The organism is Metaclostridioides mangenotii (assembly GCF_017873185.1).
Classification (GTDB): Bacteria; Bacillota; Clostridia; order Peptostreptococcales; family Peptostreptococcaceae; genus Metaclostridioides; species Metaclostridioides mangenotii.
Map to the genome: position 1 here is coordinate 286,151 of NZ_JAGGJX010000002.1, position 25,473 is coordinate 311,623.

General features: G+C 32.1%; 21 protein-coding genes and 1 pseudogene. 15 read left to right on the forward strand and 7 right to left on the reverse strand.

All coding sequences use genetic code 11. The annotated features are described in order from the left end of the window. The first annotated feature begins 484 nt into the window (after positions 1-484). Together J2Z43_RS07450 and J2Z43_RS14790 are read left to right on the forward strand one after the other, a co-directional pair. Positions 485-985 carry a CarD family transcriptional regulator gene (locus J2Z43_RS07450; protein ID WP_209456599.1) on the forward strand — a complete coding sequence of 167 codons (501 nt, stop codon included), beginning with the start codon at positions 485-487 and terminating at the stop codon, positions 983-985. 462 nt (positions 986-1,447) lie between these two features. Continuing rightward, complete coding sequence (locus J2Z43_RS14790; RefSeq protein WP_327786945.1) at positions 1,448-1,630, forward strand: DnaD domain protein; 183 nt, start codon at positions 1,448-1,450, stop codon at positions 1,628-1,630. A gap of 313 nt (positions 1,631-1,943) precedes the next feature. On the opposite strand, the gene J2Z43_RS07460 is transcribed toward J2Z43_RS14790, so the two are convergent. Both J2Z43_RS07460 and J2Z43_RS07465 read right to left on the reverse strand, forming a co-directional pair. After that, positions 1,944-2,420 (reverse strand): DUF6773 family protein, encoded by a 477-nt coding sequence (locus tag J2Z43_RS07460; RefSeq protein WP_209456600.1) that lies wholly within the window; start codon positions 2,418-2,420, stop codon positions 1,944-1,946. Continuing rightward, a complete protein-coding gene (locus J2Z43_RS07465) occupies positions 2,420-2,617 on the reverse strand; it encodes a helix-turn-helix transcriptional regulator (RefSeq protein ID WP_209456601.1) in 198 nt (65 codons plus the stop codon). Before J2Z43_RS07465 ends, J2Z43_RS07460 begins: the two co-directional genes overlap by 1 nt. A 362-nt stretch (positions 2,618-2,979) precedes the next feature. Between J2Z43_RS07465 and trkA the strand changes: the two genes are divergently transcribed. The 6 genes from trkA (at position 2,980) to J2Z43_RS07495 (ending at position 10,304) form a co-directional block, all read left to right on the forward strand. Continuing rightward, positions 2,980-4,347, forward strand: coding sequence for a Trk system potassium transporter TrkA (gene trkA / locus J2Z43_RS07470; RefSeq protein ID WP_209456602.1), 1,368 nt, complete (start codon positions 2,980-2,982; stop codon positions 4,345-4,347). A 9-nt stretch (positions 4,348-4,356) separates the two neighbouring features. Beyond that, a complete protein-coding gene (locus tag J2Z43_RS07475) occupies positions 4,357-5,802 on the forward strand; it encodes a TrkH family potassium uptake protein (protein WP_209456603.1) in 1,446 nt (481 codons plus the stop codon). Positions 5,803-5,874: 72 nt separating this feature from the next. Continuing rightward, positions 5,875-7,083 carry a phosphoenolpyruvate hydrolase family protein gene (locus tag J2Z43_RS07480; protein WP_209456604.1) on the forward strand — a complete coding sequence of 403 codons (1,209 nt, stop codon included), beginning with the start codon at positions 5,875-5,877 and terminating at the stop codon, positions 7,081-7,083. Positions 7,084-7,205: 122 nt separating this feature from the next. Beyond that, the gene (locus J2Z43_RS07485) at positions 7,206-8,426 is read left to right on the forward strand and encodes a Tm-1-like ATP-binding domain-containing protein (RefSeq protein ID WP_209456605.1); all 1,221 of its coding nucleotides are present in this window, start codon (positions 7,206-7,208) and stop codon (positions 8,424-8,426) included. 194 nt (positions 8,427-8,620) lie between these two features. Beyond that, positions 8,621-9,445 (forward strand): phosphoenolpyruvate hydrolase family protein, encoded by an 825-nt coding sequence (locus J2Z43_RS07490; protein WP_209456606.1) that lies wholly within the window; start codon positions 8,621-8,623, stop codon positions 9,443-9,445. Between the two features lie 151 nt (positions 9,446-9,596). Further along, positions 9,597-10,304, forward strand: coding sequence for an adenine deaminase C-terminal domain-containing protein (locus J2Z43_RS07495; protein ID WP_209456607.1), 708 nt, complete (start codon positions 9,597-9,599; stop codon positions 10,302-10,304). Positions 10,305-10,393: 89 nt separating this feature from the next. Here J2Z43_RS07495 and J2Z43_RS15315 read toward each other — a convergent pair. Beyond that, positions 10,394-10,508 (reverse strand): annotated as a pseudogene (locus tag J2Z43_RS15315) (helix-turn-helix transcriptional regulator); the annotation flags it as partial. A 137-nt stretch (positions 10,509-10,645) separates the two neighbouring features. On the opposite strand from J2Z43_RS15315, the gene J2Z43_RS07500 reads away from it, so the two are divergent. Then, entirely contained in the window at positions 10,646-11,140 is a 495-nt protein-coding gene (locus J2Z43_RS07500; RefSeq protein ID WP_209456608.1) for an FxLYD domain-containing protein, read from the forward strand. A 95-nt stretch (positions 11,141-11,235) separates the two neighbouring features. On the opposite strand, the gene J2Z43_RS07505 is transcribed toward J2Z43_RS07500, so the two are convergent. The 3 genes from J2Z43_RS07505 to J2Z43_RS07515 form a co-directional block, all read right to left on the reverse strand. Next, entirely contained in the window at positions 11,236-12,753 is a 1,518-nt protein-coding gene (locus J2Z43_RS07505) for a DHA2 family efflux MFS transporter permease subunit (protein ID WP_327786940.1), read from the reverse strand. A gap of 248 nt (positions 12,754-13,001) precedes the next feature. Beyond that, positions 13,002-13,472 (reverse strand): cupin domain-containing protein, encoded by a 471-nt coding sequence (locus J2Z43_RS07510; protein WP_209456610.1) that lies wholly within the window; start codon positions 13,470-13,472, stop codon positions 13,002-13,004. Between the two features lie 255 nt (positions 13,473-13,727). Further along, positions 13,728-14,651: a DUF5692 family protein gene (locus tag J2Z43_RS07515; protein ID WP_209456611.1), complete on the reverse strand. Its 924-nt coding sequence runs from the start codon at positions 14,649-14,651 to the stop codon at positions 13,728-13,730. A 237-nt stretch (positions 14,652-14,888) separates the two neighbouring features. Here J2Z43_RS07515 and hypB point away from each other — a divergent pair, with 237 nt between their 5' ends. From hypB to J2Z43_RS07530, 3 genes are read left to right on the forward strand one after another with little or no spacing between them, the layout of a single operon-like run. Then, positions 14,889-15,563 carry a hydrogenase nickel incorporation protein HypB gene (gene hypB, locus J2Z43_RS07520; RefSeq protein ID WP_209456612.1) on the forward strand — a complete coding sequence of 225 codons (675 nt, stop codon included), beginning with the start codon at positions 14,889-14,891 and terminating at the stop codon, positions 15,561-15,563. Positions 15,564-15,591: 28 nt separating this feature from the next. Next, a complete protein-coding gene (locus tag J2Z43_RS07525; RefSeq protein ID WP_209456613.1) occupies positions 15,592-18,279 on the forward strand; it encodes an FAD-dependent oxidoreductase in 2,688 nt (895 codons plus the stop codon). A 43-nt stretch (positions 18,280-18,322) separates the two neighbouring features. Beyond that, complete coding sequence (locus tag J2Z43_RS07530; RefSeq protein WP_209456614.1) at positions 18,323-18,664, forward strand: hydrogenase maturation nickel metallochaperone HypA/HybF; 342 nt, start codon at positions 18,323-18,325, stop codon at positions 18,662-18,664. A gap of 812 nt (positions 18,665-19,476) precedes the next feature. On the opposite strand, the gene J2Z43_RS07535 is transcribed toward J2Z43_RS07530, so the two are convergent. Further along, positions 19,477-19,851, reverse strand: a complete 375-nt coding sequence (locus J2Z43_RS07535; protein WP_209456615.1) for a MerR family transcriptional regulator — start codon at positions 19,849-19,851, stop codon at positions 19,477-19,479. Between the two features lie 180 nt (positions 19,852-20,031). Between J2Z43_RS07535 and J2Z43_RS07540 the strand changes: the two genes are divergently transcribed. From J2Z43_RS07540 to J2Z43_RS07550, 3 genes are all read left to right on the forward strand, one after another. Further along, entirely contained in the window at positions 20,032-21,792 is a 1,761-nt protein-coding gene (locus tag J2Z43_RS07540; protein ID WP_209456616.1) for a 1-deoxy-D-xylulose-5-phosphate synthase, read from the forward strand. Between the two features lie 461 nt (positions 21,793-22,253). Beyond that, positions 22,254-24,734 (forward strand): CoA-disulfide reductase, encoded by a 2,481-nt coding sequence (cdr, locus tag J2Z43_RS07545; RefSeq protein ID WP_209456617.1) that lies wholly within the window; start codon positions 22,254-22,256, stop codon positions 24,732-24,734. Positions 24,735-24,831: 97 nt separating this feature from the next. Next, on the forward strand, positions 24,832-25,200 hold the full coding sequence (locus J2Z43_RS07550; protein WP_209456618.1) for a C-GCAxxG-C-C family (seleno)protein: 369 nt from the start codon (positions 24,832-24,834) through the stop codon (positions 25,198-25,200). The last annotated feature ends 273 nt before the right edge of the window (positions 25,201-25,473 follow it).

Consider the following 25,473-nt stretch of genomic DNA (forward strand, 5'->3'; position numbering starts at 1 on the left):
CCATTATAAAGCAAATAAAAATCTTCTAAAGTACAAAAGACCTCAATGGGGGTTAGAGGTCTCTTGATGGAGGGTATAGATCCATTTTGTATATTAGGTTAATACTTATGCAAATTAATCCAAATTTTTTCAACTTAATCTTCAAAAACACTTATATCCTCATCAGTTATATTTAAATCTCCCGCACAATTAATTCATATAAACAATGTTTATCATTAATCTCTTGTAAGAGCATTCGTTAAAACATTCTACAACAATTGTTACTATGGTTCCGATTTTATATCCTACAGAATTAGTTATATGAGCACATTAAATATTTTTATTAGGGGCGATTATTTAAATAAAAAATTTTAAAAAGCATTAAAATAATCTTTTCATTATCTAAAATATGCTAAATGTGATAAAATGTATATAAACGAGTAGTTTTGGTTAACTCCAGTTGGCAAAGCTACTCGTTTATTATATTAAGGATGGTGAGCTCTTAATGTTTAAGATTGATGACTATATAGTGTACGGAATGACAGGTGTATGTAAAGTAGTAGATATTGCAAATGAGAGTTTTATAGGGAAAGAAAAAAGAAAATACTACATATTAAGCCCGGTATACAACGATACCACAGTAATAAAAACGCCTGTAGAGAACAATAAAATTACAATTAGAAAAATAATATCAGAAGACGAGGTAAAATCATTAATTAATGATAGCCCCAATTTAAATAGCTTATGGATAGAAGATGAGAAAGCAAGGAATAATCAATTTAAAGCAATACTAAAAAGGGGTAAATGTGATGAACTAATTTCATTAATAAGAAGTATATATTCTAATAAAGGATACACAGAATCTATTGGCAAAAAAGTGCATAAAGTAGACAGTGATATTATGAAAGAAGCGGAGAGATTGATAAATGAAGAATTTGCAGTTGTTTTAAATATCTCTCCTGATGAAGTAAGATCGTATATAGAACGAGCAGTAGATAAACAATAGAAATAGGAATTACTTAGATATAATATTTAAGTAGTTCCTTTTTTTAATTTAAAATTATAGATTCAAGTGTATATGGAAAAATAGATAAGAATATTAAAAACACGAGTATAGTTAAAAATACTACCACAATTGAAAACAAGAGTACAGTTGAATATACTACTACACTTGAAAATACGATGGCAGTTAAAAATGAAGAGAATAAACTAAAGAATCCATATACAAAAAATACCGTGTACCGATTTGCCGTATATGGTAAAGGAGGACAGTAATAGTAACAGTATAAATATTAATAACAAACCCTATTTGTATTTATCGGATAGTACTGTGGATAACTATGAAGATTGTGAATACTTTAAAGACTTTAAAAGTTTGTATGAGAAAAATCTAGGGTTTACATATCCAATAATTGATAATGGCTTTTAGAAAAATCAAAAGAGATCGACATTCTGTTGTAAAAGAGCGATTGCGATTTGTTCTGAGAAAAGCACGATGGAGTTGGCATATTTGAAGGGGATTCTGAAGAAATGGAAATCTAAAAATATTTGTACATACAATCAGCTTGAAGCTTATGAGACTTTTACTAAGTACAGTGAGGATGAACTGGGTGAAATTATTAGAAAAAGTCAGAAGTCGAAGTTTGGTTAGAGCAGGTTAAGATTGTGAGTATAAGCAAGTGTCTGAGAATAGACAAGTTAGATTACTTAGACTTAAAAATGGTATAAGGTATATTAGAGTAGTTTATACGAACTATGATTTACTGATGGAAACTAGACTTTTAAATACCATACGACACTTCAAGTTGCAGAGAGTTTCGCAACATTGGAGACAAGGTTACGTCTGTTATACTGGTGGCCCTGGCTCTGCTTACAAGATAAAGGTATTTATCATTTTGCATATCACCCCTCCAGTACATTCCTTTCTGTAACGGAGGAAACGTGATTGATTAAAGCAATCAATCCTATTCATCTTCTTCATTCAGTTTTTTTTCAATCCTTTGTTGTCCTATCCTATTTAACCAATATAGAATAGTAAATACAACGGAGATAAAAACAGCCTGAGATATAAAAGTAAACAATAATACTGCAATAAAATGTCCATCGAATATTCCAGTGTACTTATGTCCATATAGAGAGTAGTTTCTTATTCCATTTATTATGCTTATAAAAAGGCTTAAAGCTAAAATAGCTGATACTTTTCCACTTTTAGAAGTGTCCATGAAACTATATCCAACAAACATGCTCCTTACTGTAATATAAGCTGTTGATAAAAGGATAATGCCAAGTTCAAATCCATACTGTGAGAAAGACATATCCATTACATAGACCTTAATAAAAACAGAAGAAGCCAAAAGGAATAGCACTACAAAATAGGCTTCACTTTGAATTTTGTTGTTTAATTGTAAGACACGTTCATCTTTGATTTTCTTGATTTTCATTACGATTCCTCCCAAAATAATTCGTTTAGATTTTTGTTAAGTGCTTTACATATTGCAATGCAAAGTTTCAGTGTCGGATTATAATTCCCAGATTCTATCAAACCAATAGTTTGCCGTGTGACACCAACAATATTAGCCAAATCCTCCTGGCTCATATCACATTCAATTCTGGCAATTTTGAGTTTTTTATTTTTCATGGAAGTCCTCCTTCATTATTTATAATCTTATTATATATTATATATTCCTAAATGTAAATTATAAATTGCATTTTGTGTTATATATATTTCAAATGCAGAGAAACTAAAGACGCTGAATCCAAATAGAGTAGATTTTGACTGGGGAGAAGATTCTGGAACAGATCAGCAAAACGAGGGGAAAAGCTTATGGGGAGATTTGAAGGCTATTAAGGAGCGATGGCTAAGTTTTCAGAGTAAGTGCAATGTGGATGAGTTGATGGCTGTTAGTGGTATTTAGTTAGTGGAATAAACAATTGTCTCAAGCCCTTATATATGCTATCATGGTGATTATTATAACATTGAGAGGAAATAGGGAAATATAGATGAAAATAGTGATTATTGGGGATGGAAAAGTTGGACATAAATTAGCAAAACAACTATCAGAAGAAGATCATGATATTGTTTTGATAGACCATAAATCTGCAAAATTAAAGAACTCTATGAATGAGCTGGATGTAATTGGTATTGAAGGAGATGGAGCGAGCCATGAAGTGTTAATTGAAGCGGGAATTGATACCGCTAATTTGGCGATCGCCTGTACTTCATCGGATTCTATGAATATGATGTGCTGCCTGCTTGCCAAGAAACTTGGGGCTGAAAAAACTATAGCCAGAGTAAGAAATCCGGTTTATTATAAACAAATGTATTTGATTAAGGACGATTTGAGATTATCTATGGCTGTAAATCCGGAGCTTGAAGTGGCTGAGGAGATTTCAAGGGTATTGATTTTCCCATCTGCTAGTAAAATTGAGACATTTGCAAAAGGTAAGGTGGAGTTGGTCGAGTTTAAGGTAGAACAGGGAACTCCAATAGATGGATTGAGCCTTGAAGAACTATCGAAAAAATATTCGCATTCTGTTCTAATTTGTGCAGTAAAGAGAGATCAAAAAGTTCTAATTCCTGGGGGAAGCTTTGTTCTAAAGCCAGGAGATAGAATTTATATAGCTTCTTCTCATAAAGGGATAGAAAAGTTTTTCAAAGTTACTGGGAAATTTAAAAATAGAGTTTCTACAGTTATAGTTTGTGGGGGTAGTAGGGTATCCTATTATCTGTCAAAGAAATTAAGTAACATGGGGATTCAAGTAAAAATTATTGAACGAGATTACGATAGATGTATGGAATTATGTGAATTGCTTCCAGATGTAACAATTATTCACGGTGATGCGACTAATCATGAATTATTAGAGGAAGAGGGCATCGATAAAGTAGGCGCATTTGTTGCTTTAACGGGAATTGATGAAGAGAATATAATTATGTCGATATACGCTAAAACTAGAAAGGCATCTAAGATAGTTACCAAAGTTAATAGCGAACCATTAGCTAGCATAGTTGAAGATATTGGTATAGAAACAGTTGTATCTCCAAAGACTGTTACTGCGGATACTATTTTAGGGTATGTAAGGGCTATGCAGAATTCGTTAGCGAGTGCGAATATAGAAACTGTGTATCGTTTGGTAAACAACCAGATAGAAGCTATTGAGTTTATCATTAGGGAAAAGACATCGTATTTAGGAATTCCAATTAAAGAAATGAAACTTAAAGATAATTTGTTGATTGCTTGTGTTGTTAGAAAACGAAAAATTATTATACCTGATGGAGACGAATATCTGAAGGTTGGAGATAGCGTTATTGTCGTTACAACTTGTCACCGTTTTAATGATTTAAATGATATATTTAAGGTAGAGGGATAGGACAAAACTATGAATAAAAGAATGGTAGTATATATATTGGGAAAGTTGATGGGTATCGAGGGAGTGCTAATGCTAATACCTGGGATAGTGTCTATTTTAAACGGTGAAAGGGAAGCAATTGATTTTTTCGTAACTTCAACTTTATTATTTGTTCTATTTTTAATATTTGGTAGAAAAAAACCGGAAAACTCAGGAATTTACGCAAAAGAAGGTTTTGTAATTGTGGCTTTTACTTGGGTACTCTGGTCTTTATTTGGCTGTATTCCCTACTTGATGAGCGGAAGTATTCCAACTTTTATAGATGCTTTTTTCGAAACTGTATCTGGGTTTAGTACAACAGGAGCTACTATATTAAACGATCTGGAAAATTTATCTCAAGGCATGTTGTTTTGGAGAAGTTTTACTCACTGGATAGGTGGTATGGGAGTTTTGGTATTCGTATTGGCATTTATTCCATTGACTGAAAAAAGATCAGTGCACTTATTACGTGCAGAAGTGCCAGGACCTACAGTGAATAAAATTGTACCTAAGGTTAGTTCTACAGCTAAGATATTGTATGGGATTTATATTCTTCTATCTATAATTTTAACTATAATGTTGATGTTTGGAGGAATGTCTTTATTCGATAGTTTAATTCATATGTTCAGTACCGCGGGTACTGGTGGGTTTTCAAATAGGATCGATAGTATAGCGCACTATGACAGTGCTTATATTGAGGGCGTTCTTGTTCTTTTTATGGTACTATTTGGGATAAATTTTAATATATTGTATTTATTTATAATAAAGAAATTTTCTATAGCTTTTAAGAGTGAGGAAGTAAGAGTTTATCTAGGGGTTATTCTTCTTGCAACAATTGCTATAGCTATAAATATCTTAGGCATATACGAAACGCCTATAAAAGCATTAAGATATGCAGTTTTCCAGGTGGTTTCAATTATTACATCTACTGGTTATGCGACCGCGGATTATGAATTGTGGCCGATGTTTTCAAAGTCTATACTACTTGGAATAATGATAATCGGGGCGTGTGCAGGGTCCACTGGAGGTGGAATTAAAACATCCAGATTGATTATCCTTGTGAAGACTGTAAGGCAAGAGATCAAACACATTCTTCATCCTCAATCAGTTAGTATTGTTACAATAGATAAAAAAAGAGTGAGCGGTGAGGTTATTCACGGTGTATACATATATTTTATTGTCTATGTAATTATGTTGGTTTTATCAGTTTTGTTAGTATCAATTCAAAATTTAGATTTTGCTACTACATTTAGTGCGGTATTAAGTTGTTTAAATAATGTTGGTCCGGGATTGGCAGGAGTTGGGCCTACTCAGAGTTTTTACGATTTTTCAGTGTTTTCAAAACTAGTGCTGTGCTTTAATATGTTGGCAGGTCGTTTGGAATTATTTCCATTTTTAATTGTATTTTCACCTTCTTTGTGGAGAAACAAGTTTTAAATTAATACTATTACTATGTTAAAATTAATAATAAAACATCAGTATAAAGAAGAAATCTTAGGGAGTCGAAATATGCTTTTCACCAGAGAAAAAATAATAAGCGATTTAAAGTCGCAATTTAAAATAAATGGAAATATAATAGGTGTATCGCTAGGAGCGGGAATAATAGCTAAATATGCGGCTAAGGGTGGTGCAGATTTAATATTAGCACTAAACTCAGGAAAATTTAGACAGATGGGGGTTAGCTCATTAGGCGGCATGATGCCGTATTTCAATGCGAATGAATTAGTTATTGATTTTGCGTCGAGGGAAATATTGCCTACAATAAGAGAGATCCCCATCATATTTGGGTTGTGCGCTACGGACCCCACTATAAATCTCGATCTCTACATTGATAATATCCGTAATATAGGTTTTTCGGGAATCGTCAACTATCCATCTATAGGTATGATAGATGGTTTATTTCGTGAGGCGTTGGAAGAAGAAGGATTTTCTTATGATGAAGAGGTAAAAGCAATAAAAATAGCGAGTAATAAAAATATTTTCACAATAGCATTTGTATTTAATAAAGAAGAGGCTAAGAAAATGTTTGATGCTGGGGCAGATGTGATCTGTGCTCATCTAGGAGTTACAAAGGGAGGAGTATTAGGAGCGAAAAAAATGCTATCCCTTGAGTCCGCTGTTGAATTAGCTAATGAAGTTTTCGAAGTATGCAATAATTCAGATAGGGATATCATAAAAGTTATATACGGTGGACCTGTGAGTTCATCTAGAGATTTAAAATATATGTACGATAATACTGACACTATGGGTTACTTTGGAGGTTCTGCTTTTGAAAGAATACCGTCTGAAGAATTTATAACTAAAAAAACTAAAGAATTTAAGGTTACATCCAGATTTGAAGACGATCAGTTATTAAATAAAATGCTAGAAGGAGTAAGTAAGCATTACGATTATGTGGAATTCGTAAAAGAATATGTATCCGTTCATTATATGGAGGACATAAGTTTTACTGAATTGGCAAAAGTAGTGCATATTTCTAGAACTCATTTAAGTCGTTTATTTAATACTGAGTTAGGATGTAGTTTTTCGGAATACTTATCTAGATACAGGATCAATAAGGCTATAGAAATACTAAAAAAAGAGAAGATACAGTTAAAGAAAGTTGCTGATTTAGTGGGGTATAATGACTATGCACATTTTAGCAAGGTTTTTAAGAAACAAATAGGTATGTCGCCCAAAGAATATATAAATATGTCGCCTAAAGAATCTATAAAATAGTACAAATATAAAAGTAAATGATACATATATACATATACTTTAAAACCCGATATATAGTAAGATTAAGTTAACATAGGCGGAAATAAACTAAACTAAATTATATTATTAAAGGGGGAGCGACAGTGAAAACAATAGCTATAGCAGGAACTTTTGATTCAAAAGGAAAAGAGTATTTATTTATTAAAGAGACTATAGAAAGTTTAGGTTTGAAAACACTTACAGTAAATTGCGGTGTGTTTGAGACAGAGTTTAAACCAGATATATCAAATGAAGAAGTAGCAAAAGAAGTAGGACATGATATCAAAGAGATTGCGATCAAAAAAGATAGGGGACTAGCAACAGAAGTTTTATGTAAAGGTATGACAAAAATTATACCAAAACTTTATGCCCAAGGGAAATTTGATGGAATAATTTCTTTAGGAGGTAGCGGAGGAACATCTTTAATAGCTCCAGCGATGAGAGCATTACCAATAGGTGTACCTAAAATTATAGTGTCAACAGTTGCATCAGGAGATGTTTCTGAATATGTGGGAACTAGCGATATTATAATGTACCCTTCAATTGTAGACGTTGCAGGGCTGAATTCAATATCTACAAAGATATTTACAAATGCGGCATCTGCTATTTGTGGTATGGTTAAATTTGATGTTGAACAAGAAAAAATAGAAAAGCCTTTAATTGCAGCCACTATGTTTGGAGTTACAACTCCTTGTGTTGATACTGCAAGAGAGTATTTAGAAAATCAAGGATATGAGGTTTTAGTATTCCACGCAACAGGTGCTGGTGGAAAAACAATGGAAAGTCTTATAGGGTCAGGATTTTTTGAGGGTGTACTAGACCTTACAACGACAGAATGGTGTGATGAATTAGTAGGTGGAATTTTAAACGCAGGTCCACATAGACTTGAAGCTGCGGCGAAATACAAAGTACCTCAAGTTGTATCAGTAGGCGCTATGGACATGGTAAATTTCGGAGCAATAGACACTATACCAGCTAAATTCAAGGAAAGAAATTTATATAAACATAACCCAAGCACAACTTTAATGAGAACTACAGTTGAAGAAAACAAACAGCTAGGAGAAATTATAGCTGGTAAATTAAATATGTCAAAGTCTCAAACTACTTTGATGCTACCATTAAAAGGAGTATCAATGATAGATCAAGAGGGTGAAGCTTTTTACGGTAAAGAAGAAGATGAGATGTTATTTAATACGTTAAAATCTAATATCAATTCGGATAAAGTAGATATAATAGAAATGAATAACAACATTAATGATGGAGAATTCGCATTAGCTGCAGCTAAAAAATTGATAGAATTGATTTATGAATCAAAGACAAAATAAGAGAAGCTAGATTAAGAGAAGATAGTTAAGTTGAGCTAGATTAAGAGAAGATAGTTAAGTTGAGATAGATTAAGAAAAGATAGATTAAGAAAAGATAGTTAAGATATGATAATTAAAATAAGATAGTTGAGTTAAGATAGATTTAATTAAGATAAATTAAGTTAAGATAGATTAAGTTTTGGAGGTATAATATTATGTTAACAAGAAAAGAAGTATTAAAGACTTTAAGAGAAGAAGTAACAAAGGGAAATTTATTGCTTGGAGCAGGAGCAGGAACTGGTATATCTGCTAAAAGTGCAGAAGCTGGTGGAGTAGATTTAATAATTATATACAATTCAGGTAGATACAGAATGGCTGGTAGAGGTTCACTAGCAGGTCTTTTACCATACGGAGATGCTAATCAAATAGTTGTGGATATGGGAAGAGAAGTTTTACCTGTTGTAAAGAATACTCCTGTACTTGCGGGTGTATGTGGAACAGATCCATTTAGAGTGATGGAAGTTTACTTAAAGCAACTTAAAGAACAAGGTTTTGCAGGAGTTCAAAACTTCCCAACAGTTGGATTGATAGATGGTGTGTTTAGAGCAAATTTAGAAGAAACAGGAATGGGTTATGACTTAGAGGTAGAAATGATAAGACTAGCACATGAGCTTGATATGCTAACTACACCGTATGTATTTGACGAAGAGCAAGCAGTAAAAATGGCAAAGGCAGGAGCCGATGTTTTAGTTGCGCATATGGGCTTAACGACTAAAGGAACTATAGGTGCTAAAACAGCTCTTACATTAGATGAAAGTGTAGCAAAGGTTCAAGCTATAGCAGATGCAGGGAAATCAGTAAATCCAGATATTATGGTAATTTGTCACGGTGGTCCGATAGCTGATCCAAATGATGTGGAGTACGTGATGGCTAGAACTACTGGCGTAGATGGTTTCTTTGGTGCATCTAGTATAGAGAGATTTGCTACTGAAGTTGGTATAAAGAATCAGGCAGAAGCATTTAAGAAAGTTAGAAAATAAGAAGAGTTTAAAATAATTTTTGTGAGCTGTACCATATAATCTAATAAAATTCTAGAAAATAATAACTAAACAACTTCCTATGGTAAAATAAAATTAACTATAGGAGGTTGTTTTTTGTTCATACATATATGATACATAAAAACTTCCATTATTGGCAGATATAAAAAATGAAGAGTTTGATATTGAAAATAATAACTTAGTATATATTAATAACTTATCTGTAGAAGATTTTAAATTAAAAGTAGATATAGATAATTGTAAAATTAATAATGGAAAAATTAAAGCGAATATAATAAAGTATCTATCTCAACATACTTCATCAACAGAAATAATTGAAGGAGAGTTGGAAGTAGAAGATGGAGTAGTAAAACTAGCAGAGGATAGTGACATAAAATTTGTTGCAGTTTTAAATAGACATAATAAATTAGATACAAAATCAATAGGCTTAGTTAAGGGGTTTGGAATAAATAAAGGTGCTGTTGGAAGTACGATTTCTCATGATAGCCATAACTTAACTATTGTATACGACAATCCCGATGAGGCTGTACTAGTCGCTGAGGATTTAATAAAACTTGGCGGTGGATTGAGTTGTGCTTTGAATAAGATTAAAAACAATTTGCAATTATCTGTAGCAGGTTTAATGTCGACAAAAGAAGCGAATGAGATAGCGATACAGGCAAATGAAATGAAAAATTCATTAAGAGAAATGGGAATTACGGAAATGAAAAACCCGCTTTTAAGAATAGTAACTTTAGCGCTACCAGTTATACCTAAAGGTAAAATGTCTGATTTGGGATTAGTAGACGTTTCAAATAAGAAAATTATAGATGTAGTAAAAAGTAAAAAAGTAATATATTAAATATCGATTTTATAAGAGTACAGTCTTCTGATTGGAAAGAGCACTCTTATTCTATTTAAAATATTATACAATTTAGAGCTTTTATTATTTTATTTTTCTTCAATAAATTCGAATAAATCCTCTACTGTCGTATCAAAAAATTTTAGCTACATCCATTGCTAACTTTAAAGAAGGATTATATTTTCCATTTTCTAAGTGTTTTATAAATAATTTAAAGAATATACATAAAATATGAATAAATTTCAATAAATACCATATTTACAGAAGAAATGACAAAATTCGACAGTATATTTAGTTATAATAATATATGCAATTATTATTATGGAGGAGGAAAAATTTAAATGGCAAAAATGATTCAATGTAAATCATGTTCAAGAGAAATAGCCTCAAATGCTAAATCTTGCCCTGGATGTGGAGCTAAAAACAAAAAACCAATTTATAAAAGAGCTTGGTTTATAATTTTAGCAGTAGTTATTGTAGGAGGAACAATGGCTAATCTTGGAGGAAATGATAACACAAGTACAAGCAATGGAAAAGAAGCTTCGAGAGTAAAAGAAGTAGAAAAAGCTAAATACGAAATAGTAGGTGATGTTACATCAGAAACTGATTCAGCTGCTACCTATATTAAAGGTGTTATAAAAAATAATAGTGGGAAAGATGTTTCATATGTTCAGATAACATATAATTTATTTGATAAAGATGGCAACCAAATAGGTACGGCTTTGGATAATATTAACAATCTTGCAAAAGATGGTACTTGGAAATTCAAAGCAATAGGCCTTGATGTTGATGGTGAAATAGATACATTTAAGTTAGGCGAAATAACAGGTTTTTAAATATAACAACAACTTTAAAATACAGTAGCTATTATAGCTACTGTATTTTTTTGCTTAATTCTATAAACCAGGATCTAGTTGAACTGACTTTTCAATTAATTTATACGCTCAATAACTTCATCTTTGCAATAGTCGCATTTATCAATATTAGTTTTAAGACTGCGTTGTTTTGTAAAAAATATCATTGTACTAAATAAACCAATAGCTATCAATATAAGTAAAAATATAAGTCCAGCTTGTACTCCAACCTGAGTACCTAGAATATGATCTCCAGACGCACTATTTTTCTGGAACGAAGCGATAATAGCTGCAACAATTGAAGTAGCAACGGCACCAGAAAATTGCTGAAGAGTATTAAATATAGCATTACCATCTGATTCAAATGAAGTAGGTAATTGATTTAAAGCAGTAGTCATCAAGTTGCTATAAGCGATTCCCTCTCCTATCATAAATAGAGAATGGCAAATGATAATAAATACTAGTATATTGGAGCGAATCGATAATGCCATTAGAGCTAAAGCGATCAATGAAAGAATAAGTCCAAGAAGAATTGGTTTTTTTGGTCCTAGTTTATCAAGGATTCTTCCCGAGATAGGTGCAAGTATAGCTCCTATCAACGCACCAGGTAGCATAAACATACCAGAGATCGACGCAGATTTTAACTGCACTATTTGAAGGTAGATTGGAATAATAAATGATAAACCTAGTAAAAGGAATTGATAAACTAAAAAGCTAATTAGCAATAAATCAAATCCTACATGTTTAAAGACCTCTAAATTAATTAACGGTGTTTCAGAAATTTTCATACGTTTTATAAATAATAATAAACCTAAAATTCCTACAATAAAATATGTCCAAGGTAGCCATGAAAAGACTCCTTTTTCACCTACTATAGTGAAAAAGAATAGCAAACCTCCGAAAATTAAAGTAATATAAAATACCGCTAAAAAATCAAATTTAGTATCTGACGTATTCTTTTCTTTTTTTGATGATATCGAATAAATTCCTAAAAACAGCGATAAAATCAGTATCGGTATAAGTGAAATAAAAATGTAACGCCATGATAATTCAGTAGTTAACCATCCGCCAAAAGTCGGACCTATAGCTGGTGCTATGGCAGTGGTCAATACACCAAATCCCATCATTGTACCCCTTTTTTCTTGTGGAGCTTCTTCTAAAATAATATTGAACATAAGTGGAAGGGCTATACCTGTAGCTAACCCTTGTAATAATCTACCAATTAGAAGAATAGAAAAAGTTGGAGACACGCAGTCGATAATTACTCCAGCTATGAAAATAAGATTTGAAGTAATAAACAATTTTTTCTTATCAAACTTCTGATTAAAGAAAGAAGAAATAGGTACGATAATCGAAATAATAAGTAAATAGATCGTTGTAACCCACTGTACCATCGATAGAGATATATTAAATTCGTTCATCAGGGACGGAAAGGTAACGTTCATAGCTGTTTCTATTAATACACCACAAAAAGTCATGATTCCCGTCGCAAAGATTGCAAGTAATAATTTATTTTTTTCTTTATAATTTTGTTTCAAAAAAACACTCCCTTTCAAATTATTTTTATAAGTGAAACCACACAAAAAAGAGACCACTTCTACATAAGTAGAAATCGCCTCTCTTATCAGTAAAAAAAATTACTATCTGTACGAATTGCCTATCAACTATAATACAACAAATCTTTTTTCTAATCAAGTTTTTCAATTTTCAAATTAAATCTTAGATTTATTGTGTCTAATTTATAATGTTGTCTCAAATCTAATAGGTATGTTTGAGTCAATATGAAATTTTGTTGATAAATATATTGAAAACACATATCATTTAAAATATATAGTAATACGTCTTATCTAGTTAATTTCTTTATTATTTCTCCGTGATTTGGATACAAGTTCAAAAGTTTTTTTCTATCAAACAACTCAAATTCATCAAAAGTAAATTGAGGGGCGACCATACATCCAACAAGTGCGAATCCATCATTGTTCATAGATGATCCAAATATGTAACCCTTAGGAACTAAAACTTGCGGAACTTCTCCTTTTTCAATATCTAGCCCTAATTGCTTGGTTATGAGTTCACCGTCTGGCATGATCATATATATAGTAAGAGCCTGTCCATCGTGGTAGTACCACATTTCATCAGAAGTTAATCTATGAAAATTTGAAACTTCTCCTGTTTCAAGTAAGAAATATATGCTGCTAAATAACCTTTTATCTTCTCTAAATAAATCTTCTGATATTACCGATTCTTTGAAATATCCACCTTCGACATGTGGTGTCATGTTTAATTTATCTATATAATACTGTGCTGATTTCATACTATACCTCCAAAATATAATAAATATATTATATCAAAAATTTGATGATTTGTTAGTAATAGTAGAAGTTAAAGATTTAATCGGTGAATGTAGTGAATATTGTATTTAAAATAGACTTCCTTCCGAATATATTATTGAAAAACAGGTTATTTAATGTCCAACTATCAATATATGATTCGACAAAATTATTTTAGAAAAATCTATATAAAATAAGTGAAAGCAAGCCTCGCAGATATTTGCAAAGCTTGCTTTATGTTATTTAGCCAATTCTTTTACTTCATCATAACATTTTAAATCAGTATAAAGCTCAGATTTATAAGGATTACGTTTTGTTTTTCTAACCTTGTAGATCATATAAACAAATACTGTGATATTAGCAAGTAATGCAATTAAACTTACTATAAACAATGCAGTTGGATTTTGTGTTGATTTAACAGCAAATTGAGAACCGTCGATAAATGAAGGCAATGTCATTGCGAACATGCACCACAGAGCGAGTGTTTGTGCACGATGTTGTAACCAGGCGCCTTTTTTAAGTAAAAAGGCAGATACGGTAGGTGCGATGAGTAATGCCAAACCACAGTACCAAGCATGGTCGCCTAAGCAGTTATAAGTATATGCAAAATTCCAAAGGTCGTAAGCGATAATCCAGAACCAGCACATATCTGGCCATAACATATCCTTACTCTTATCCTTGCTAATGCAGATACCAATCCAACCTGTAATTGTAACGATATTTAGGATTCCAGCAATACCGTTTAAGTAATTCCAAGAACCACTGTACACCATCATTCCTTCAAATACTTCTTGTGTAAGCCCTAGTGAACCAATTTGGAAATCACGAGCAACAGCTTCAAGAATATTAATTGCAAGGATTAATGGTGGAAAAAATAAAACCCATTTGTGATCAGTGACACCTTTTAAGTGACGGATTAACCAGAAGCCGATACATCCTGCTAAAGCAGAATATACTTTAGCGTAGTGAAACCAGTCATCTACACTTGTACCAGCAGTGGTTTTAGGCCATACAAAAATTGTAAGAACGATTGGTAAGATTATAAATAGTGTTACACCGCCCCATTTATAACGGCGGCCAATTTCGTTCAATATAATTAATATAAAGAACACAAAGAGTAACATTAGCCAATTGGATATTGGCTGTGCTTCAAATAAGAACATAGCGTTACCTCCAATTAAATTTAAAGTATGAATCACGAATATTGTTACATCATACATCGTAAGATTCAGTGAGAGACGTTTAAACAAAAAGAGGATTTTGAGTAGTCTTAATTTAATATATTAATAGAGGCTTAGTGTTAGAACATCAACAATATAAGTGCTTTACATTGAATATGAAACAATATTAAGACAAAACCAAAAGAAAATCAGAACTTAAAAATGGGAGGAATAAATTATATGGAGAAGTATAAAGTACTTGAGATTAAGCAAAGTGTTTTTGAAGATAACGATAGACAAGCAGATTCACTTAGGGAAGAATTAAAAAAAGAGAAGACCTTTTTATTAAATTTAATGTCATCACCAGGCTCTGGGAAAACAACAACGGTTTTAAGAACAATTGATGCTTTAAAAGATGAAATGCGAATAGGGATTTTAGAGGCGGATATTGATTCAGATGTAGATGCACATACCGTTTCTAAAACTGGAACAAAAGTAATACAATTGCATACTGGTGGCATGTGTCATCTTGATGCAGATATGACTAAACAAGGTCTATTAGGATTAGGAACAGAAGATGTTGATTTCGCTATCTTAGAAAATGTGGGAAACCTAGTGTGTCCGGCAGAGTTTGATACTGGGTCATCAAAAAACGCTATGATTTTAAGCATACCAGAAGGAGATGATAAATCTCTAAAATATCCATTAATGTTTTCTATAGTTGATGTCTTATTAATCAACAAGATGGATGTAATAGATCACTTTGAATTCGACTTAGAATCAGTAAAAGAGCATGTAAAGAAATTAAATCCTGATATTAAAATAATTCCGATCTCAGCTAGAACAGGTGATGGAATTGATGAATGGGCGGATTGGATACGTACAGAAGTGAAAAACTGGAACGTAAATTCATAAAAATATAATTAATTAGGGGAGTAAATCTATGGCTAGGAAGGAAAAGGTATTAGAATTTGCTAATAAGGTCAGTAGAAAAAAGATGGGGTCAAAATCTGGAATCAAGACGACAGATCCAGAATATATGGTTTTGGAGCCAGTTGTTACAGATGAAATGGCAGAGGTCGCACTATGTCTACAGATGCGCAAACCTATGAGTGCAGAGGAAGTAGCGCCTCTATGTGGTAAGTCTATAGAGGAAACGACAGAACTTTTATGGGAATTAGCAGTTGCAGGCGTTTGTTTTGTAAATGAAATAGATGGTGTTGATAAGTACTGGTATGAGACTTGGGTTCCGGGAATTATGGAAATGATGGTTAATAACAAAGAAAATGTTAAAAAGTATCCTCAAATTGCCGAGGCATTTGAAGCTTATGGAAGAGTAAGGGGGCCAAATACTGTGGGTAATTTCCCTGTAGGAATTGGCTTGATGCGCGTTATACCTATAGAGCAGGCAATTGAAGGGGAAACAAGAAGAGCATCTTACGAAGAAGTATCCAAATATTTAAAAGACAATGATATTTTCACAGTTTCAGACTGCTCTTGTCGTACTGCAAGGGAAGTTATGGGTGAGGGTTGCGGTCATTTAAAAGAAGATATGTGTATACAGATGGGTCATGCAGCTGAATACTATATTCGTACAGGTAGAGGGAGACAGATTACACGAGAAGAGGCTTTTGAGATCATTAAAAGAGCAGAAGAGAACGGATTGGTACATCAAATACCGAATCTAGATGGTTCAGGAAAGACTCATGCGATTTGCAACTGTTGTGGGTGCTCTTGTTTATCTTTGAGAAGTGCTGAGATGTTTTTAAATCCCGATATGGTACGTTCAAATTATGTTTCACAAGTAGATAAAGACAAATGCGTTGGGTGCGGTGAATGCGTCGAAAACTGTCAAGTTAATGCTTTAAGATTAGGACAGAAATTATGTGGTAAAACACATGTACCTGAAAAGAAAAGAGATCTTCCACATAATACAGAGTGGGGCCCAGATAAATGGAATCCTGAGTATCGCTACAACAGACGAGATGTTGTTGATAGCGGCACGAGTCCATGTAAAACAGAATGTCCTGCTCATATAGGTATTCAGGGGTATATAAAGTTGGCATCTCAAGGTAGGTATAAAGAGGCGCTTCAACTTATCAAATACGAAAATCCATTTCCGGCTGTATGTGGACGTATTTGCCCTAGAAAATGTGAATCTGAATGTACCAGAGGCGATATTGATGATCCAATCGCTATTGATGAAATTAAGAAATTTATCGCAGATCAGGATTTAAACATTAAACAACGATATGTACCTGAAATAAAAAATGATTATGAAAATAAAATTGCAGTTATAGGAGGTGGACCTGCAGGGCTTTCATGTGCTTTTTACTTAGCTATTGACGGTTATAAAGTAACAGTATTTGAAAAGCAAAAATCACTCGGTGGAATGTTGACACTGGGGATTCCATCTTTCAGACTGGAAAAAGATGTTGTAAATGCAGAAATAGATATATTAAGAGAATTAGGCGTTGAGTTCAAGACAGGTGTTGAAGTTGGAAAAGATTTAAGCATAGAAGAATTGAGGAAACAAGGTTTTGAAGCATTCTATATTGCAATCGGTGCTCAGGCAGGTAGAAAGCTAGGTATTGAAGGTGAAGATGCAAAAGGGGTTATACCAGGGGTTGATTTTGTACGAGATATAAATCTGGGAGAAGGCATAAAACTTGAAGGAAATGTAGTAGTAATTGGCGGCGGTAATGTTGCAATTGATGTTGCAAGAAATGCTACAAGAGTAGGAGCTTCAAAGGTTGATATGTTCTGTCTTGAAACACGCGAACAGATGCCTGCACTTGACGAAGAAATTGAAGAAACGATCTCAGAAGACGTTGTGATTAATAATTCTTGGGGTCCAAAACGAATTATTACTAAAAACGATCAGGTAGTAGGTGTAGAATTCAAGAAATGTATTTCTGTACTAGATGAAAATAATAGATTTAATCCAACCTATGACGATAATGATGTAAAGATTGTCGATGCTGATAATGTATTGGTTTCAGTGGGTCAGATAATTGATTGGGGAGATTTAATTGAAGGTAGCAAAATTGAATTAAACCCTAACAACACTATAAAAGCAGATTTACTTACTTATCAAACTAGTGAGCCTGATATATTTATAGGTGGAGACGCATTAACAGGACCAAAGTTTGCTATCGATGCTATTGCAGCAGGTAAACAGGGGGCGATCTCTATTCATCGTTACGTTCAACCTGGTCAAAGTTTAACTATCGGTCGTAGCAAAAGAGAATATCATGCCCTTGATAAAACAGATTTAGATCTAGACGGATACGATCGTCTACCAAGACAAGAAGCGCCCCATGTTGATTCAGATAAATCAAAAGAAACTTTTAAAGATCTTCGAAAAACATTTACAGAAGAGCAAATGAAGAAGGAAACAGAGCGTTGCCTTAGTTGTGGAGCTACAGTTGTAGATGAATTTATGTGCGTAGGGTGCGGAGTATGTGCTACAAAATGTAAGTTTGATGCGATTTCACTTGTTAGAAAATATGATGGTGAAGGTGCGGCTTATGAAGATTTAAAACCGATTGTGGTAAAACATATGGTTAAACGTAAGGGGAAAATCGCAGTTAAGAAAGTTAAAAATTTATTTACAGAGAAAGAGCAGTAGAGAACATTAAGTAAATAGTAAAAAATAAGAGTAGGTGATTGATTTGCATGAACTGGGTGTTGTAATTGAGGTTGTAAAGACTGTAGAAAAAATTGTTGTAGAGGAACAATTGAATAAAATCGATACTTTAGTTTTACAAATTGGGGAGCTATCATCAATGATTCCTAGATATATAGAACTCTGTTATCCTGCGGCAGTCGATGGTACAATACTTCAGGATACAAAATTAGAAATTGAGGTATTACCAGGTAATGGTATTTGCAAAAATTGCAGTAAAGTTTTTAACCTCCTTAAAAATGATCGGATATGCCCAAAATGTGAAAGTAGGGAATGGGAGTTGTTGTGCGGTAGAGAGTTTATGATTAAGGAAATTATCGCTTGTTAAAATATATCCTGCTAAAAATATAAAAGCTTAATAGGGATTTATAAACAAAATAGGTAAAAAAGTTAAAGTAGCATAAAATAAAACTATTAAAAAAATCACTAGGTAAAAAATTTACTTAGTGATTTTTTAATTATACACATTGCTCAAGATTATATAGATATAATCATTAAAGAAATTTAAAACTTCCTCTAAAATAATATTAAACATAAGAGGAAGTGCAATTCCAGTCGCAAGTCCTTGTAATAATCTACCTACTAGAAGTATAAAAAAGTTGGAGATATAATCAATAATCACACCAGCTATAAATCTAAATTAATTTCACAGGTAAAGCACATAAAAAAGAGACCACTCCTACCTATGATTAATAATATTAAAACAACTGATCCAAAATTTGAATACAAGGGTATAGAATTGGAACATCTGAAAGTGATGTTATAAAAATACTAGGAAAAGATTTCGAAAGAAGTAAGGATGATACAACTAATAGTATTCATTACCAAAATCATGCTTACGACAAAAGTAAAAAAGATAATGTTGGTAAACATTTTAAGATAGATCAAAACGGCAAAGTAGAAGAGATATACTTATGTTATCAACCTTGGTAGGTAGCTAATACTGATTTGGGATTGGATAGTCAGTAGGAGAAATAAAAATTATAATATAATACTTGTGTGATAATTATGCTAATCTTGATGTAAACCTTGCTAAAGAGACTTCAGGTTATAGAGATTAAATAATCATAAACGGAGTACTCTAAGACTATCATAGAGTACTCTTTCTTATATTATGAGATCTATTATTAATATATTAAATTATTTACATATAATAGATTTCTGTTCTTTAATATAATAATTTATCTTGTTATCTACAATTCTAAGATAAGAATTAAAGTTTTTTATCTCATGTTCTATATATTCCTTATGTTTTAAAAGTATATCTTCTCGCTTACATATAGTCTCAGGCCCTTTCAGGCACAAATCAACATACTCTTTAATCTTAGATATAGGCATATTAGTATTTCTAAGACAACATATCAAATCAAGCCACTCAAAGTCATTAACATTAAAGATTCTATTACCTTGTTCATTTCGCTTTACAAAAGGAAGTAAACCTTCTTTTTCATAATAGCGAAGAGTATGAACAGATAAATCATATTTTTCAGCGACCTCTTTAATTGTATAGTGCATAATCTTACCTCCTAAAATAAATGATATTATATTATAACCTTTAGACTTAACTCTGAGTAAAGTAAAATTTAGAAAAAATTAATTTAAATTACCTATTGACTTAGAGTTCACTCTAAGCAGTATACTAATCAATATAGCAAGCAAGAACAATTTAAATTATAAAATGTAGGAGATATTAATATGTCAATAAATATATTAAATAAAATTAACGGACCACAAGATTTAAAAGGAATTTCTATTGATGAACTAAAAGTATTATCTAGTGAGATAAGAGAGAGTATAATAACAAAAGTAAGTACAACAGGTGGGCACTTCGGACCAAACCTAGGTATGGTTGAAGCAACTATAGCACTGCACTGTGTATTTAATTCGCCAATAGATAAGATAGTTTATGATGTTTCTCATCAATCATATACACATAAAATTTTAACTGGAAGAAAGCATGCATTCATAAATCCAGATGAATATGAAAGTGTTACAGGATACACTTCACCTGATGAAAGCGAACATGATTTCTTTACAATTGGACATACATCGACTTCAGTTAGTTTAGCATGTGGTCTAGCAAAGGCTCGCGACGTAAAGGGCGGCAATGAAAATATTATAGCAGTTATAGGTGATGGTTCTTTAAGTGGAGGAGAAGCTTATGAAGGACTAAATAACGCAGCTGCAACAGGAAAAAATATAATAATACTAGTAAACGATAATGATATGTCAATAGCAAAAAACTATGGAGGTCTCTATAAAAACTTAGCTCTACTTCGTGAGACAAATGGGAAATCAGAAAATAACTTTTTCAAATCTTTAGGATTTGATTATTATTATGTTAAAGATGGAAATAATATTGAGTCGTTAATTGAAACATTTTCAAAAGTTAAAGATACAAGTCATCCAGTAGTAGTTCATATGCACACAGTTAAAGGAAAAGGATATAAAGATTCTGAGGAAAATAAAGAAGCCTTTCATTGGATAATGCCATTTGACTTAAAAACTAAAGAACCATTAGTTAAAAACAATAGAGAAACTTATGCAGAAATTGCAGGTGCATTTTTATCACAAAAAGCTAGAAAAGATAGTAGAGTAGTAGCAATAACAGCTGCTACTCCTGGTCCAGTTGGTTTAAGCTCATTTAGACATGAATTTAAAGATCAGTTCATAGATGTTGGAATAGCTGAGGAACATGCAATAGCACTTGCATCTGGTATAGCGTCACAAGGAGGTAAACCTGTTGCATCTTTTATTAGTTCATTTATACAAAGAACTTATGATCAATTATCTCAAGATCTTGCTATAAATAATAACCCTGCACTTATTATGGTTTATGGTGGAGGAGTAACCGGTAGCGATGTAACACATCATGGAATATTTGATATCTCTTTAATCTCTAATATTCCAAACATAGTCTATCTTGCTCCAACTAATAAAGAAGAATTAATTGCTATGATGGAGTGGGGAATAGAACAAGGCAAATATCCAGTGGCTATACGTGTTCCAAACAAGCGTGTATTATCAGCAAACGTTGAAGTAGAGCCAAACTTTGACAACTTAAACACTTATGAAAAAATGAAAGATGGAAGTGAAGTAGCAATAATTGGCCTAGGAAGTTTTTATAATCTGGGAGAGAAAGTACAGGAAAAATTAAAAGAAACAACAGGTATAAATGCTACATTAATAAACCCTAGATTTATAAGTGGAATAGATAAGAATTTACTAACTGAGTTATTAGATAACCATAAGTTAGTAATAACATTAGAAGATGGAATACTTGACGGTGGATTTGGAGAAAAGATCTCAAGATTCTATGGAGATAAAGATATAAAAGTATTAAACTTTGGAGCTTCAAAAGAATTTACTGATAGCGTACCATTAAAAGAATTATATGAACGTTATCACCTAACTGATGAGTTAATAATATCAGACATAAAAAAAGCTCTTAAATAAACTTAAAGTTAGAATATATTGTTGATTAGATTTATAGGTATCAAATTAAAAAGTTGATACCTTTTGGTAGCTTATACATCAGTATCAAAATTATTATATAGAAAATAAAATGTGGATGTTTCAAAAGTGATTATAATTCACTTTTGAAACATCCACATTTATAATACTCATAATATTTTAAAGTCTTCAATTTCCTTATTGGATAGACCTTTATAATAAGATAAATGATTTTTTAGGATAAATTTTTTATCTGTATCGGAAAACCTCATATATAAATTCTATACTAATAAATTTTTTATATTTCTTTTTAAAAAATTATATAAAAAGTTTATTAGTATTTCTTTTCTTATATAAATATTTTATTTTTGTATATGTGACTTTGTCACTGTTATATGAATCTAATTGAATTACTATCTAGATATAGATATTTATAAAATATGAAATTATATGGAGGGATATAGATGAATAAAAAAGTTGTTATAGTTGGTGGAGTTGCAGGTGGTGCATCAGCAGCAGCTAGACTAAGACGTTTAGATGAAAATATTGAAATAGTAATGTTTGAAAAAGGCGAATATATTTCATTTGCCAACTGTGGTCTTCCTTATTACATTGGAGGAACTATCAGTGAAAGAGATAAATTAATTGTCCAGTCAGTAGATGCTATGAGCTCCAAATTTAATATTGATATAAGAAATTTAAGTGAAGTTATTAAAATTGATAAGAACAATAGAAAAGTAAGTGTAAAAAATCATAAAACTGGCGAGATATATGAAGAAAGTTATGATATATTAGTACTTTCTCCTGGGGCAAATCCTATAAAGCCTCCTATACCTGGAATAAACGAGTGTGATAATTTATTTACGCTTAGAAATATACCAGATACTGATAAGATAAAATCATATATTGATAACAATAAACCAAATCGTGCTGTTGTTATAGGTGGCGGTTTTATAGGCATAGAAATGGCTGAAAATTTGCATCAAAGAGGTATAGAGGTAACTATAGTTGAAGCAAGTGAGCAAGTTATGGCCCCTTTAGATATAGAAATGGTAAGCGTAGTTCATGAGCACTTAGTAAGTAAAGGGGTAGAGTTAATTTTAAATGATGGAGTTAAATTATTTGATAAAAATGGTGAAAAAGTAGTCTTAACAAGTGGAAAAGAAATAGATACAGATATGGTAATACTGTCTATTGGAGTTAAACCAGAAACGAAATTAGCTAAAGATGCAGGTCTTAAATTAAATGATCGTGGGGCAATAATCGTTGATGACCATATGAGGAGTTCAGATAAATATATATACGCAATAGGTGATGCTATACAAGTTATGGATTTTGTAAACAAAAAGCCGACAATGATACCTCTAGCTTGGCCAGCAAACAGACAAGGAAGATTGGTAGCAGACAATATTTGTGGAAGAGATGTGAGTTACAAAGGAACTTTAGGTTCTTCAGTAGCTAAGGTGTTTGATTATACTGTTGCAACTACAGGTAATAATGAGAAGATCTTAAGAAGATTAGGAATTGATTATAAAGTAGTTCATATCCATCCAAATTCTCATGCAGGGTATTATCCAGGTTCGTTTCCTATATACCTTAAAATGACGTTTGATCCTAAAACAGGAAAGATATTTGGTGCCCAAGGGGTAGGATTAGATGGAGTGGAAAAACGTATAGACGTTTTGGCTACTGCTATAAAAGGCGGGCTTACAGTTTTTGATCTACCAGATGTAGAGGTATGCTATGCTCCTCCGTATAATTCAGCTAAAGACCCTGTAAATATGTTGGGATACTATGCAAGCAATATAATAGAAGGTATGTTAGATACTATTCAGTGGAGTGATGTAGATGAAATACAAAAAAATGGTGGAGTAATTATAGATGTAAGAGATGAATTTGAATTAATTTCAGGTACTATGCCTAATTCAATTAATATACCATTAGGTGAGATCAGAGAAAGGATAAACGAGATACCAAAGGATAAAAAAATATATACAACTTGCCAAGTTGGTATTAGAGGATATATTGCATGTAGAATACTAGAACAAAACGGTATTAAGTGTACAAATATTGATGGTGGAGTAAAAACGTACCTAGCTGTTAAAAGAGGTTTTGAATCTATAAAAAAACAAAGTGAGAAACATTTAGAGTCATCAACAACTAGTAAAGCAAGCGATGATACGATTAACAAAGATGAAATAGTTACGAATGTAACATTAGATGCGTGTGGTCTTCAGTGCCCTGGGCCTATAAGAAGAGTATTTGAGGAAATGAACAAGATGCAAGAAGGAGAGATCCTAGAAGTAAGAGCAAGTGATCCTGGATTTAGTAAAGATATAGAAGCTTGGTGTGAAAAAACTGGAAATACATTGATTAAATCTGATTTCGATAAATCCAGAAAAGCATTTGTTGCCTATATTAGAAAAGGTAAAAATGCAGTTCTTAGTAAATCATGTAGCATTGAGCAGAGTGATAAAGATGGAGCTACTTTAGTTGTATTCAGTGGAGATTTAGATAAGGCTATAGCATCATTTATAATTGCGACAGGTGCAGCATCAATGGGAAAAGAAGTTACTATGTTTTTCACATTTTGGGGTCTTAATATATTAAAAAGAAAAGATAAGCCGAATGTATCTAAAGATACTATGGAAAAGATGTTTGATGTCATGTTACCTTCTCATACAGGGAAGTTACCTCTTTCTCAAATGAATATGGGGGGAATGGGTCCTAAGATGATAAATCAAATTATGAAGAAGAATAATGTTGATGATTTAGATACCTTGATCAAAAATGCAATAGACATGGGAGTAAAGGTAGTTGCATGTGCTATGAGTATGGAACTTATGGGAATAAAAAAAGAGGAGTTTATTGACGGGGTCGAAATTGGAGGAGTTGCATCATATTTAGGTGCGACTGAAGACTCTGGTCTAAACTTATTTATATAAAAGTATGTGATAAAGCTACACTCTAATTCAATTGATTTAATACAATTCGTAATGTTAATATAAATCAATTATTATAATCTAAAAGGGAGATATATAAATGACAAAACCATCAGAATATCATAAACAGGGATATACTTGTGCTGAAGCATTAATAAAGTCATATAATGAAGAGCATGAAACAGACATACCAGTATCGATAGGCAGTGGAATGGGAGTTGGAATGACTGTAGGTAGTATATGTGGGGCAGTTAACGCAGGGGTTGTTATTATAGGGTATTTAAAAGGTAGAAATGATAGACTTGATCAAAATGAAGCAAGAAATTACTCTCGAGAATTAATGAATAGGGTTAGAGATAAATACAACACAGAGATATGTGCTGATTTAAAAAGAAGTAAAATTGGATGTGATGAGATAATTAATTTCACATATGATACATTAAATGAAATGTGTTGCCTGGAAAATTAAAAAGCCGAGTGTTTAAAGAAATAGGGAAAAAAGGAGCTGTCTCAAAATAAAAAAATTGAGGCAGTTCTTTTTTAAAAAGAATATATAAAATGAGTTCTAAAGATTCTCAATATTAAATAATTTGGAATACTAAAAATCACGTTTTATATTCCGAAATAGATATTTGTTTTAAATTTAAAGTTGGCTACTTTGTAACTTTATTAATTCCTGCTACTATAATTACATATTTGGGTTAATAGTTTAGTCACAATGTTAGACATGTGTTATAAGTAA